Origin of the sequence: Pseudarthrobacter sp. GA104 (assembly GCF_009741265.1) — a bacterium.
In the GTDB taxonomy this organism is placed as follows: Bacteria; Actinomycetota; Actinomycetes; order Actinomycetales; family Micrococcaceae; genus Arthrobacter.
Genome location: NZ_WOWL01000001.1, coordinates 3,324,730 through 3,337,570 on the forward strand (window position 1 = coordinate 3,324,730; position 12,841 = coordinate 3,337,570).

A 12,841-nucleotide genomic window follows, 5' to 3' on the forward strand; every position below is an offset into this window, starting at 1 on the left:
CTTCGGGCGGGACCTACAGTCGATGCATGACTGATACAGCTCTAGCCGGAGCGTCCGCGGACTCCGCTGCCGCCAAGCGCCCCGCGCGCACCAACCGCCCCGCCGCGAAGCCGCACGGGCAGTGGAAAGTGGACGGCAAAACGCCCCTGAACGCCAACGAAACCTGGAAACAGGAAGACGACGGCCTCAACGTGCGCGAGCGTATCGAGACCATCTATTCCAAAGAGGGCTTCGACGCCATCCCCGGCCAGGACCTGCACGGCCGGTTCCGCTGGTGGGGCCTGTACACCCAGCGCAAGCCCGGGATCGACGGCGGCAAGACCGCAACCCTGGAGCCGCACGAGCTCGAGGACAAGTACTTCATGCTCCGGGTTCGGATCGACGGCGGGGCGCTCACCACCGAGCAGCTGCGCGTCATCGGCCAGATCTCCGTGGACTTCGCGCGTGACTCCGCTGACCTCACGGACCGCCAGAACATCCAGCTGCACTGGATCCGCGTGGAGGACATCCCCGAGATCTGGACCCGCCTGGAAGGTGTTGGCCTGTCCACCACCGAGGCCTGCGGCGACGTTCCCCGCGTGATCCTGGGTTCGCCCGTGGCCGGCATCGCCAAGGACGAGATCATCGACCCCACGCCGCTGATCGCGGAACTGGGGGAGCGGTTCATCGGCAACCCGCTGCTGTCCAACCTGCCGCGCAAGTACAAGACCGCCATCACCGGCCACCCCAGCCAGGACGTGGTCCACGAGATCAACGACTTCGCCTTGGTGGGTGTCCGCCACCCGGAACTTGGCATCGGCTACGACCTCTGGGCCGGCGGCGCGCTGTCCACCAACCCGATGCTCGGCAAGCGCCTCGGTGCCTTCGTGACGCCGGAGCAGGCTGCCGACGTGTGGCTCGGCGTCACCAGCATCTTCCGCGACTACGGCTACCGCCGCATGCGCACCAAGGCCCGCCTGAAGTTCCTGATGGCCGACTGGGGTCCGGAGAAATTCCGCCAGATCCTCGAGGACGAATACCTCGGCTACAAGCTGGCCGACGGCCCCGCCGCGCCCAAGCCCACCACGCCCGGTGACCACGTCGGCGTGCATGAGCAGAAGGACGGCAAGTTCTTCATTGGTGCCACCCCGCTGGCCGGCCGCCTGTCCGGCGCCGCGCTGGTCAAGCTGGCGGACACCCTCGAGGCCCGCGGCTCCTACCGGCTGCGCACCACCCCGCACCAGAAGCTTGTGGTCCTGGACGTCGAGAAGGAACAGGTTGAGCCCCTGGTGGCTGAACTGGATGCGCTGGGCCTCTCCGCCCGCCCGTCCGTGTTCCGCCGCGGCACCATCGCCTGCACCGGCATCGAGTACTGCAAGCTGGCCATCGTGGAAACCAAGCACACGGCAGCAACCGCAGTTGCCGAGCTGGAACGCCGCCTGGCCGACCTCGCAGAATCCGGCGAGCTGCCGCACGCACTGTCCCTGCACATCAACGGCTGCCCCAACTCCTGCGCCCGCATCCAGACGGCGGACATCGGCCTCAAGGGCATGATGCTTCCCACGCCCGACGGCGACCCCTCCCCGGGTTTCCAGGTCCACCTGGGCGGCGGGCTGGCTTCCAGCGACCGCGAGGAAGCAGGCCTGGGCCGCACCGTCCGCGGCCTCAAGGTCTACGTGGACGATCTCCCCGACTACGTGGAGCGCGTAGTCCGCATCTTCGTAGCCCAGCGCGCCGAAGGCCAGACCTTCGCCGAATGGGCCCACGCAGCAGACGAGGAGGCACTGCAGTAATGGCAAAGCATCTCGCACCCGCACCTGCCAGGCGTCCTGTGGAAGAGCTCAAGGCCCTGGCCGAGGCCGGCGCGGCCGAGCTCGGCTGGGACGCCCCCGCCCGCGATGTTATCGCCTGGGTGGAACGCAACTTCGACCTGCCCGCCGTCGCCGTCGCCTGCTCCATGGCCGACGCCGTCCTGCCGGCCCTCGTCGCTGACCAGATGCCCGGCGTCGACGTCCTGTTCCTGGAGACCGGCTACCACTTCCCGGAAACCTATGCCACGCGCGACGAGGTGGCCGCTAACCTCCGCGTCAACGTGGTGGACGTGCTTCCGGAGAACACCGTGGAACAGCAGGACCGCCTCCTGGGCAAGGACCTCTTCGCCCGCGACGCCGCCCAGTGCTGCGCCCTCCGCAAGGTGGCCCCGCTGCAGCGCACCCTGGCCGGCTACGAACTCTGGTTCACCGGTGTCCGCCGCGACGAGGCGCCCACCCGCACCAACACTCCGCTGGTCAGCTGGGATGACAAGAACGGCCTGGTCAAGGTCAACCCGGTGGCCGCATGGACATTCGACCAGCTGGTCCAGTACTCGGACGACAACCTCCTGCCCGTCAACCCGCTGCTTTCCCAGGGTTACCCCTCCATTGGCTGCCAGCCCTGCACCCGCAAGGTGGCGCCCGGCGACGACCCCCGCGCCGGCCGCTGGGCAGGTACCGACAAGACAGAATGCGGACTACACGTATGAGCACTTTCCTAACCGAGGAGACTACCCAGGTGACCGACTCCGCCGTCTCAACCCGACTGAGCAGCCTGGACACCCTCGAATCCGAGGCCATCCACATCATCCGCGAGGTTGTCGCCGAATTCGAGAAGCCCGCGCTGCTCTTCTCCGGCGGCAAGGACTCCGTGGTGATGCTGCACCTGGCCACCAAGGCCTTCTGGCCGGGCAAGGTCCCCTTCCCCGTGCTGCACGTGGACACCGGCCACAACTTCCCGGAGGTCATCGACTTCCGTGACCGCACCGTTGAGCGCCTCGGCCTGAAGCTCGTCGTCGGCTCCGTCCAGGAGTTCATTGACCGCGGCGAGCTCGCCGAGCGTGCCGACGGCACCCGCAACCCGCTGCAGACCGTCCCCCTGCTGGACGCCATCCAGCAGAACAAGTTCGACGCCGTGTTCGGCGGCGGCCGCCGCGATGAGGACAAGGCCCGCGCCAAGGAGCGCATCCTGAGCCTCCGCGACGAGTTCGGCCAGTGGGACCCGCGCAACCAGCGGCCCGAGCTGTGGAACCTCTACAACGGCCGCCACACCGTGGGCCAGCATGTCCGCGCGTTCCCCATCAGCAACTGGACCGAGCTGGACATCTGGCGCTACATCGAGCGTGAGAACATCGAGCTGCCCGGCCTGTACTACGCCCACGAGCGCGAAGTCTTCGCCCGCGACGGCATGTGGCGCGCGGTGGGCGAGGTGTCCCAGCCGCTGCCGCACGAGGAAGTCATCACCAAGACCGTCCGCTACCGCACTGTGGGGGACATGTCCTGCACCGGCGCTGTCGAGTCCGACGCGTACACGGTGGCCGACGTTGTGGTTGAAGTCGCTGCCTCCACCCTGACCGAACGTGGCGCCACCCGTGCAGATGACCGCATCTCCGAGGCCGCCATGGAAGACCGCAAGAAGGACGGGTATTTCTAAATGAGCACCGACACAGTTTTGTCCGGCGCGGCCGGCGACCTCGAAGCTGCCCTGCCCACAACGCTCTTCCGCTTCGCCACCGCGGGATCGGTCGACGACGGCAAGTCCACTTTGGTGGGCCGCCTCCTTCACGATTCCAAGGCCATCCTGGCTGACACCCTCGACGCCGTTGCCCGCACCTCCGCGGACCGCGGCTTCGGCGGGGCTGCCGGCGGGATCGACCTGGCGCTGCTGACGGACGGCCTGCGTGCCGAGCGCGAGCAGGGCATCACCATCGACGTGGCCTACCGCTACTTCGCCACCGACCGCCGCAGCTTCATCCTGGCCGACTGCCCCGGGCACGTCCAGTACACCAAGAACACGGTGACCGGCGCGTCCACTGCGGATGCCGTCGTCGTCCTCATCGACGCCCGCAAGGGCGTGCTGGAGCAGACCCGCCGGCACCTGTCCGTGCTGCAGCTGCTGCGCGTGGCGCACGTGATCGTGGCCGTGAACAAGATCGACCTGGTGGACTTCAGCGAATCCGTGTTCCGCGGGATCGAAGCCGACGTGCAGCAGGTGGGCCGCGAGCTGGGCCTGGGTTCCGATGGAATCACCGACCTGCTGGTCATCCCCGTGTCCGCCCTCGACGGCGACAACGTGGTGGACCGCTCCGAGCGGACCCCCTGGTACACCGGCCCCGCCCTGCTTGAGGTCCTTGAGACCCTGCCGGCCGCCGACGAACTGGAAAGCCACCTGGAAAGCTTCCGCTTCCCGGTGCAGCTGGTCATCCGGCCGCAGGGCGCCCTGGCACCGGACGCCGTTGCCGCCGGGCTGGACGTGGAGGACTACCGCGACTACCGCGCGTACGCCGGCCAGATCACCGAAGGCTCGGTCAAGGTGGGGGACAAGGTCTCGGTCCTGACCCCCGGCCAGGACCCGCGCACCACAACGGTGGTGGGCATCGACTTCGCCGGCGCCTCGCTGGAGGAAGCCGCCGCCCCGCAGTCCGTGGCCATCCGCCTGGCCGAGGAATTCGACGTCGCACGCGGCGACACCATCGCTGCAGCCGGCACCGTCCGCGAGGCCTCCGCAGACCTGTACGCGTCACTGTGCTGGCTGTCCCCGAAGCCCTTGCGCGAGGGCCAGAAGGTGCTGGTCAAGCACGGCACCCGCACTGTCCAGGCGCTGGTCCGCAACGTTGGAGGCAAGCTGGACCTGGCATCGTTCAAGCTGGAACCGGCGTCCACCCTGGAACTGAACGACATCGGCAACGCGCAGCTCCGGCTCGCCGCGCCGCTGCCGCTGGAGAACTACCTCCACCACCGCCGCACCGGCGCATTCCTGGTGATCGACCCGCTGGACGGCAACACCCTCGCCGCCGGCCTGGTCAAGGACCACCCGGGCGACCACGAGGACGAGCGCTACAGCATCTAGGGACTCCCTTTCGAAGCCGCGGCTTGTTCGCAGATCCGGACCTTCAAGGTCCTGATTCGCGAACAAGCCGCGGTTTTGTCGTCTCGTATGGTTGTTAGGAGGAGGCGGAGCATGGAGACCATCAACCCGAAGCTTCTGAACTGGGCTTCGATCCTGGATGAAAAGACCCGCGAGCAGGCCGTGATGACCTCACAGCTGCCCTTCATCTATCCACACCTGGCCCTGATGCCGGACGCGCACCTGGGCCTGGGCGCCACCGTCGGCTCCGTCATCCCCACGCTCGGCGCCATCATCCCGGCGGCGGTGGGGGTGGACATCGGCTGCGGCATGATCGCGGTCCGGACCCAGTACGTGCTTAAGGACCTTCCCAAGAACCGCAAGACGCTGCGCGAGGACATTGAACGCGCCATCCCGCTTTCGGCCGGTCACAACAACCGGACAGTGCTCCCCACGGCGGAACCCCGGATCGCGGAGCTGAAGAGGCTGGCCGCGAAAGCCGGCTTCAATCCGGACCAGTATGTCGAAAAATGGGAACTGCAGTTGGGCTCCCTGGGCTCGGGCAACCACTTCATCGAGGTCTGCGCAGACGAATCCGACGCGGTCTGGCTCTTCCTGCACTCCGGCTCGCGCGGCGTCGGCAACAAGATCGCCCAGCACCACATCGGCGTCGCGCAGCGCGTGGTGACGAAAAGCAGGGTCCACCTCCCTGACCGGGACCTGGCCTACCTCGAGGAGGGCACGCCCGAGTTCGAGAGGTACATTGCGGAGCTGCGCTGGGCCCAGCATTTCGCGCTGCTGAACCGCGAGGAGATGATGGACCGCGTTACCACCCGGTTCGGCCACTGGGTGCGCGGCCGGGTGCGCGAGCTGGAACGGATCAACTGCCACCACAACTTCACCCAGCAGGAGACGCACTACGGCAAGTCGGTGTGGGTGTCCCGCAAGGGCGCCATCAAAGCCGGGCCCGGCGATCCCGGACTCATTCCCGGGTCCATGGGGACGGCGTCGTACGTAGTGGAAGGCCGCGGCAACCCCGCGTCGCTGAACTCCTCGCCCCACGGGGCCGGCCGTGAGTACTCCCGCAACGCCGCCCGCAAGGCGTTCTCCCTGGAGGAGCTGAAGAAGGCCATGCGGGGGATTGAGTTCCGGGCGTCGGAGGCCTTCATCGACGAGATTCCCGCAGCCTACAAGCCCATTGACCAGGTGATGCACGACGCCGCGGACCTGGTGTCGGTGCGGCACAAGCTGCGGCAGCTGGTCAATGTGAAGGGCAACTGAATCGCGGAAGTCCGGTGGCAGGGCGGCCGAATGTGACGCTAGATGAACGTGCGTGACCCCCCGTTTAGGCTTCATTGAACGGGAATATGACTCTCCCTATGGTGAAACAATGACTAGTTCCAAGCCCGGGATGATCCGCATCGTGGCAGGCGAAAGCGCAGCACCCAAGCGCAAGCGTGCCGTCGAGGCCGCCCTTGCCATCGGACTGGTCCTGCTGATCGCCGTCGGGGCCGTGGTGGCGTCCACCGTTTCGCGGAACACGGAGGCGCAGGCTGCTGAGCCCACGCCCGCCGCCGAGCTGAAGCTCGGGTACTTCGGCAATGTCACCCATGCCCCGGCACTGGTTGGCATCAAGGAGGGGTTCCTCGCCGAAGCCCTGGGCAGCACGTCGCTCAGCACCGAAACCTTCAACGCCGGGCCGGCAGCCATCGAGGCCCTGAACGCCGGCGCCATTGATGCCGCCTACATCGGCCCGAACCCGGCCATCAACTCGTACGTCAAGAGCCGGGGCGAGTCCGTCAGGATCATTGCCGGTGCTGCCGCGGGCGGCGCCCAACTCGTGGTCAAGCCGGAGATCAACTCGGCCGCCGACCTCCAGGGCAAGACCCTCGCCTCCCCGCAGTTGGGCGGCACGCAGGACGTTGCCCTCCGCGCCTGGCTGGCCTCCCAGGGCTACAAGACGAACGTGGACGGCAGCGGCGATGTCGCCATCAACCCCACGGAAAACGCGCAAACGCTGAAGCTGTTCCAGGACGGAAAGCTCGACGGCGCGTGGTTGCCTGAGCCGTGGGCGTCACGCCTGGTGCTCCAGGCCGGAGCCAAGGTGCTGGTGGACGAAAAGGACCTGTGGGACGGGACGGGCACCGGGAAGCCGGGCGAGTTTCCCACAACGGTGCTGATCGTGAACCAGAAGTTCGCCGCGGACCATCCGGACACCGTCAAGGCACTGCTGGCCGGCCATGCGAAGTCGGTGGCCTGGCTGAACGAGGCCCCCGCCGCGGACAAGGCTTCCGTCATCAACTCGGCACTGCAGGAATCCGCGGGCGCGGCCCTTGCCGAGGACGTCCTGGCCCGGTCCCTGGCCAACATCACCTACACGCTGGACCCGCTGGCCGGAAGCTACCCGCGGCTGCTGCGCGACGGCGTCGCGGCCGGCACCACCAAGCAGGCCGAGATCAACGGGCTCTTCGACCTCCGCCCGCTGAATGGCGTGGCCGGCGAAGGCCCCGCCGGCCAGGGCAGCAGCAAGATTTCAGCAGCCGGCCTCGGCCAGGACTGATCCCACCCACCAACTTAAGGACGGCACCATGCCAGTCGTACTGGAACACCTGGGCAAGCGCTTCGGCGACGGCGCCCCGGTACTGGACGACGTCAACGCCACCATCGGGAAGGGCGAGTTCGTTGCCCTCCTCGGCGCCTCCGGCTGCGGCAAATCCACCCTGCTGAACATCATCGCGGGACTGGAGCCGCCGTCGTCGGGCGCCCTGGAGGTGCCCAGCGACGGTGCCGCCTTCATGTTCCAGGACGCCGCGCTGTTCCCGTGGCTGACCGCCCGGGAAAACATCGAGCTGGCCCTGAAACTCCGCGGCGTTGGCAAGGCGGAGCGCAAGGCCAAGGCCCAGGAACTCCTTGAGCTGGTGCACCTGGGTTCGGCCGGGGACAAGCGCCCGCACGAGCTCTCCGGCGGCATGCGCCAGCGCGTGTCACTGGCGCGCTCGCTCGCCCAGGACCGGCAGCTGCTCCTGATGGACGAGCCCTTCGCCGCCCTCGACGCCATCACCCGCGACCTGCTGCACGATGAACTGGAGCGGATCTGGAAGGAAACCGGGCGGACCATCGTCTTCGTGACCCACAACGTCCGCGAGGCCGTCCGGCTGGGCCAGCGCGTGCTGCTGCTGTCCTCGCGGCCGGGCCGGGTGGTCCAGGAGTGGGACGTCACCGAGGAACACCGAACCGACGCCGGGCTCGCCGGCCAGCTGACCGGGGTCATCACTGCCCGGCTCCGGGAGGAGATCCGCCGCCATGCCAAGTAACCCAACGCCCCTGGCCGAAGCTTCCGCCGAACCGGCCGAGCCCCGCCACATCCACGCCGCGCTGACCCGGTCCTCCACCGGGCGCGAGGACCTGCGCGAACTCGAGTCCGGGCTGGACTCCCTGCAGTCCGACGCCGACCGGAAGCGCCGGGTGGACTGGAGCCGCATCCTGCTGCCCATCGCCGCCCTGGTGGTGCTGGTGCTGATCTGGCAGTTTTACGTCTCGCTTGGGTTCAAGCGCCGCGATCAGGTCCCAGGCCCGATGGACGTGTTGGGCCAGATGGGAGTCCTCTGGAGCGAGGGCAAAGTGCAGGAATCCGTATGGACGTCACTGCAGCGAGGGCTGGTGGGCTTCGTCATTTCGGTCGCCATCGCCACGCCCGTGGGCCTCCTGCTCGCACAGGTCGCACCCTTGCGCCGGGCCTTTGGTCCGCTGATTTCCGGGCTTCAGGTGCTGCCGTCGGTTGCGTGGGTCCCGGCGGCCATCATCTGGTTCGGCCTCACCGACGCCACCGTGTATTTCGTGGTGTTCATGGGCGCCATCCCGTCCATCATCAACGGCCTGATTTCCGGTGTGGACCAGATCCCGCCGCAGTACCGGCGCGTGGGCACCGTCCTGGGCGCGTCCCGGCTGGAGATGGCGCTGCAGATCATCCTCCCCGCCGCACTGCCCGGCTACCTGGGCGGACTGAAGCAGGGCTGGGCCTTCTCCTGGCGTTCACTCATGGCGGCGGAAATCATCGCCGTGGGCGGCACCATCGGCTTCGGCCTGGGCTCCCTGCTGGACCAGGGAAGGCAGCTGTCCGACATGGCCGTGGTGATGTCGGCGATCCTGCTGATCCTCGCCGTCGGCATCCTGATAGAGCTGTTGGTCTTCGGGCCCATCGAGAAGCGGCTCCTCCGCAGCCGCGGCCTCCTGGCCGGCAGTACCCGCTAAGCACCCCCGCCTGCGATCACCAGCAAAGCCCGACGGCGACCTCCCGCCGTCGGGCTTTGCCGTGTCCGCCGCCCCAAATGCGTAACTTCTGACCGCCCCGGGCTGCCCCGCCGCGCGATGCCGCGGGCACCATCCTGCATCAGGCCCAAAAGTTACGCATTTGCGGCCGGACCCGGGAGGTGCCGACCCAAAGGACCTGGATGGCAGACTGGCCCCATGACCGCCAATTTTGCGTGCCACACCGAGAGTTCCCTTCCACCGGAGAGGCTGTTCGACCTTGCCCGCAGCGTCGACGCCCACGTGGAATCCCAGAAAGGCTCGGGGGAGCGGGCGGTGGCCGGCGTGACGTCCGGGCTGATCGGTGAGGGCCAGGAAGTCTCCTGGCGGGCACGGCATTTCGGGCTTTCGCTCACGATGACCAGCCGCGTCACCCAGATGGACTACCCGCGGAGCTTCACGGACGAGCAAATCCGCGGCCCGTTCCGGTCCTTCCGCCACGTCCATGAATTCGAGGCCACCCCCGGCGGCTGCATCATGACAGACCGGGTGGAGTTCACGGCGCCGTTCGGGCTCCTTGGCCGTGCAGCCGAAAAGCTGGTCCTGCGGCCCTACCTGCACCGGCTCATCCGGGACCGCGGCCGGTTCCTCGCCGGCATCAGCAGCTGAATCGGGGCACATTGGCACGGACGCGCCGGGGACAACGGCGCAGACGGCCCTGAGCCCCGCCAATGTGCCCCATGAAGGCGCACGACGACGGCCTGGCAGCTTTGTGACGAAGCGTTACCTTGCGTGAACTGGTGTTGCTCGGCCTTTGTGGGCGATTGTGACGCGGCCCTACCGTTGATTCATGGCAATTCAGGATATCTACCCCACCGCGCTGCGCCTCCTCGGCCGCCCGGTGCTGGTGGTGGGCGGGGGCCCCGTTGCTGCCCGCCGCGCCAAGGGGTTGCTCGACGCCGGTGCAGTGGTCACCGTCGTGGCTCCCGTTGCCTCCGCCGCGCTCCAGGACATGGCCGACGCCGGCCACCTCACCTGGGAGCAACGCACCTACCTTCCGTCCGACGTCGACGGCGCCTGGTTCGTCCAGACCGCCACCGGCGATACCGCCGTGGACGCCCAGGTCTCGAACGACGCCGAGGCGCAGCGCATCTGGTGCGTCAACGCCTCCGACCATGAAGCCTCCGCCGCCTGGACCCCGGCAGTCGCCGAGGTGGACGACGTCAAGATCGCCGTGAACGCCGGGGGAGACCCCCGCCGTGCCATGGCAGTGCGCGACGCCGTTGCTACCGCCCTCGAAACGGGTGACCTTCCGTTGCGCCGCCGCCGGGCCCACCGCGGTTCCGTTGCGCTGGTGGGTGGCGGCCCCGGCGATACCGGGCTCATCACCGTCCGCGGCCGCCGGCTCCTGGGCCAGGCCGACGTCGTGGTGGCCGACCGCCTAGGCCCCCGCGAACTCCTGAACGAACTTGCACCCGATGTCCGCGTGATCGAGGTTGGCAAGACGCCCGGCCACCACCCCGTGCCGCAGGCGGAGATCAACCGGATCCTCGTCGAGGAAGCCCTCAAAGGCCACCGGGTGGTCCGGCTCAAGGGCGGCGACCCGTACGTCCTGGGCCGCGGCGGGGAAGAGGCCGAACACTGCCGGCAGCACGGCGTCGAGGTTGAAGTGGTTTCCGGCGTCACGTCGGCGATCTCCGTTCCCGCCGCAGCCGGAATCCCGGTGACGCACCGCGGACTGGCGAAGGGCTTCAGCGTGGTGACCGGCCACGAGGAACTCTCTGAAATCCCCGCCCGCCCCGACCACACCATCGTCCTGCTCATGGGTGTGGGCCAACTTCGCGAGTCCGCGTCCGCCCTCGGCAAAGCCGGGCTGCCTGACGGGACGCCAGTTGGTATCGTGGAAAACGGCTATTTGCCGGACCAGCGCGTGACGATCGGCACCCTTGGTTCCATTGCCGACCAGGCGGAAGCCGCCGGCGTCGCAAATCCTGCCGTGATTGTCATCGGTGACGTGGTGCGCGTGAGCCCTTTCGCGCCGTCGCACTTCAAAACCGCTGACTACAGCACCACCACCCCGAACAGCCCCCGCAAGCCCCGAGTCCTCACAACCTAGTAGCTCCCACCCAACTGAGTAGCGCCAAGTGTCGTTTTGAACCCTCATAACGACACTTAGCGCTACCTAGTTGGGACGGACCGAAGAAAAGGAACACAGCCGTGTCATCAAGCACCACCGTAGGTTCTGCCGAACGTCCGCTGCGCGTCGCCGTCGTGGGCTCCGGCCCGGCCGGCGTTTACGCCGCGGACATCCTCACCAAGAGCGAGGCCGTCAAGAGCGGCGAGCTGACCGTGAGCATCGACCTCTTTGACCGCTACCCGGCACCCTATGGCCTGATCCGCTACGGCGTTGCCCCGGACCACCCCCGCATCAAGGGCATCGTCAACGCCCTGCACAAGGTCCTGGACCGCGGCGACATCCGCTTCTTCGGCAACGTGGACTACGGCACCGACCTCACCATCGAGGACCTCCGCACCCACTACGACGCCGTCATCTTCGCCACCGGCGCCATCAAGGACGCGGACCTGAACATCCCCGGCATCGAGCTCGAAGGCTCCTTCGGCGGCGCCGACTTCGTCTCCTGGTACGACGGCCACCCGGACGTGCCGCGCGAATGGCCGCTCGAGGCCAAGGAAATCGCCGTGATCGGCAACGGCAACGTGGCACTGGACGTGGCCCGCGTCCTGTCCAAGCACGCCGACGACCTGCTGGTCTCTGAAATCCCGGACAACGTCTACGCCGGCCTGAAGGCTTCCCCGGTCACGGACGTGCACGTCTTTGGCCGCCGCGGCCCCGCCCAGGTGAAGTTCACCCCGCTGGAGCTGCGCGAGCTGTCCCACTCCAAGGACGTGGACATCATCCTGTACCCGGAGGACTTCGAGTTCGACGAGGAATCGGACCGCCAGATCCAGACGAACAACCAGACCAAGACCATGGTGGGCACGCTCACCAACTGGATCGCCGAGCAGCCCGAGGACCTCTCCGAGCTCAAGGCCTCCCGCCGCCTGCACCTGCACTTCCTGCACAGCCCGGTGGAGATCTATGACGACGCCGAGACCCCGGGCAAGGTGGCCGGCATGCGGTTTGAGCGCACCGAGCTGGACGGCACGGGCAACGCCCGCGGCACCGGCGAGTTCGTGGAGTACCCGGTCCAGGCCGTGTACCGCGCCATCGGCTACTTCGGCTCCGCCCTGCCGGAGATCGAGTTCGACCACACCAAGGGCGTCATCCCGAACGACGGCGGCCGCGTCCTGGACGCCTCGGGCACCCACGTGCCGGGCATCTACGCCACCGGCTGGATCAAGCGCGGACCGGTGGGCCTGATCGGCCACACCAAGGGCGACGCCCTCGAGACCGTCACCTACCTGCTGGAGGACCGCGAAAACCTCCCGCTGGCCAGTGTTCCCGCAGAGGACGCCGTCGTGGAACTCCTCGATGCCCGGGGCGTGAAGTTCACCAGCTGGGAAGGCTGGCTGGCGCTGGACGCGCACGAGCTCGCCCTTGGCGCAGCCGCCACGGAGGCCGGCGGCTCCCACGGTGTCGAGGTCAAGCGCGAGCGCATCAAGGTGGTGCCGCGCGAGGACATGGTGGACATCTCCCGCGACGGCGTGGCCGCGCAGGTCTAGTTCGCAGGAACAACGCGGGGTCACTTTCCGCCCGATAATCCGAAGTTATTGG

Annotated in this window: 11 protein-coding genes; all 11 read left to right on the forward strand. The window is 67.8% G+C overall.

Annotation, left to right across the window (positions count from 1 at the left end; translation table 11 throughout):
* Positions 1–26: 26 nt before the first annotated feature.
* The 11 genes from GK109_RS15135 to GK109_RS15185 all read left to right on the forward strand — a co-directional run bounded on the left by GK109_RS15135 (position 27) and on the right by GK109_RS15185 (position 12,789).
* Positions 27–1,772 carry a nitrite/sulfite reductase gene (locus GK109_RS15135; protein WP_157241520.1) on the forward strand — a complete coding sequence of 582 codons (1,746 nt, stop codon included), beginning with the start codon at positions 27–29 and terminating at the stop codon, positions 1,770–1,772.
* Positions 1,772–2,500 (forward strand): phosphoadenylyl-sulfate reductase, encoded by a 729-nt coding sequence (locus GK109_RS15140; RefSeq protein ID WP_157241521.1) that lies wholly within the window; start codon positions 1,772–1,774, stop codon positions 2,498–2,500. Before GK109_RS15135 ends, GK109_RS15140 begins: the two co-directional genes overlap by 1 nt.
* The gene (gene cysD, locus GK109_RS15145) at positions 2,497–3,444 is read left to right on the forward strand and encodes a sulfate adenylyltransferase subunit CysD (RefSeq protein WP_157241522.1); all 948 of its coding nucleotides are present in this window, start codon (positions 2,497–2,499) and stop codon (positions 3,442–3,444) included. Before GK109_RS15140 ends, cysD begins: the two co-directional genes overlap by 4 nt.
* Complete coding sequence (locus tag GK109_RS15150; protein WP_157241523.1) at positions 3,445–4,860, forward strand: sulfate adenylyltransferase subunit 1; 1,416 nt, start codon at positions 3,445–3,447, stop codon at positions 4,858–4,860.
* Positions 4,861–4,971: 111 nt separating this feature from the next.
* Positions 4,972–6,138: an RtcB family protein gene (locus GK109_RS15155; protein ID WP_157241524.1), complete on the forward strand. Its 1,167-nt coding sequence runs from the start codon at positions 4,972–4,974 to the stop codon at positions 6,136–6,138.
* Positions 6,139–6,268: 130 nt separating this feature from the next.
* Positions 6,269–7,417 (forward strand): ABC transporter substrate-binding protein, encoded by a 1,149-nt coding sequence (locus GK109_RS15160; protein ID WP_157243000.1) that lies wholly within the window; start codon positions 6,269–6,271, stop codon positions 7,415–7,417.
* Positions 7,418–7,445: 28 nt separating this feature from the next.
* Positions 7,446–8,171, forward strand: coding sequence for an ABC transporter ATP-binding protein (locus GK109_RS15165; RefSeq protein ID WP_157241525.1), 726 nt, complete (start codon positions 7,446–7,448; stop codon positions 8,169–8,171).
* A complete protein-coding gene (locus GK109_RS15170) occupies positions 8,161–9,108 on the forward strand; it encodes an ABC transporter permease (RefSeq protein WP_157241526.1) in 948 nt (315 codons plus the stop codon). The genes GK109_RS15165 and GK109_RS15170 overlap by 11 nt, the downstream gene beginning before the upstream one ends.
* 216 nt (positions 9,109–9,324) lie before the next feature.
* A complete protein-coding gene (locus tag GK109_RS15175; protein ID WP_157241527.1) occupies positions 9,325–9,774 on the forward strand; it encodes an SRPBCC family protein in 450 nt (149 codons plus the stop codon).
* 181 nt (positions 9,775–9,955) lie between these two features.
* Positions 9,956–11,221: a uroporphyrinogen-III C-methyltransferase gene (gene cobA, locus GK109_RS15180; RefSeq protein WP_157241528.1), complete on the forward strand. Its 1,266-nt coding sequence runs from the start codon at positions 9,956–9,958 to the stop codon at positions 11,219–11,221.
* A gap of 101 nt (positions 11,222–11,322) precedes the next feature.
* On the forward strand, positions 11,323–12,789 hold the full coding sequence (locus tag GK109_RS15185; protein WP_370460622.1) for an FAD-dependent oxidoreductase: 1,467 nt from the start codon (positions 11,323–11,325) through the stop codon (positions 12,787–12,789).
* Positions 12,790–12,841 lie beyond the last annotated feature (52 nt).

Excerpts from the sequence above, each read along its gene's own strand:
- cysD (WP_157241522.1), top strand. The coding sequence starts at position 2,497 with ATGAGCACTTTCCTAACCGAGGAGACTACCCAGGTGACCGACTCCGCC.
- GK109_RS15165 (WP_157241525.1), top strand. The coding sequence starts at position 7,446 with ATGCCAGTCGTACTGGAACACCTGGGCAAGCGCTTCGGCGACGGCGCC.
- GK109_RS15155 (WP_157241524.1), top strand. The coding sequence starts at position 4,972 with ATGGAGACCATCAACCCGAAGCTTCTGAACTGGGCTTCGATCCTGGAT.
- GK109_RS15160 (WP_157243000.1), top strand. The coding sequence starts at position 6,269 with ATGATCCGCATCGTGGCAGGCGAAAGCGCAGCACCCAAGCGCAAGCGT.
- GK109_RS15140 (WP_157241521.1), top strand. The coding sequence starts at position 1,772 with ATGGCAAAGCATCTCGCACCCGCACCTGCCAGGCGTCCTGTGGAAGAG.
- GK109_RS15170 (WP_157241526.1), top strand. The coding sequence starts at position 8,161 with ATGCCAAGTAACCCAACGCCCCTGGCCGAAGCTTCCGCCGAACCGGCC.
- GK109_RS15135 (WP_157241520.1), top strand. The coding sequence starts at position 27 with ATGACTGATACAGCTCTAGCCGGAGCGTCCGCGGACTCCGCTGCCGCC.
- GK109_RS15175 (WP_157241527.1), top strand. The coding sequence starts at position 9,325 with ATGACCGCCAATTTTGCGTGCCACACCGAGAGTTCCCTTCCACCGGAG.
- GK109_RS15150 (WP_157241523.1), top strand. The coding sequence starts at position 3,445 with ATGAGCACCGACACAGTTTTGTCCGGCGCGGCCGGCGACCTCGAAGCT.
- cobA (WP_157241528.1), top strand. The coding sequence starts at position 9,956 with ATGGCAATTCAGGATATCTACCCCACCGCGCTGCGCCTCCTCGGCCGC.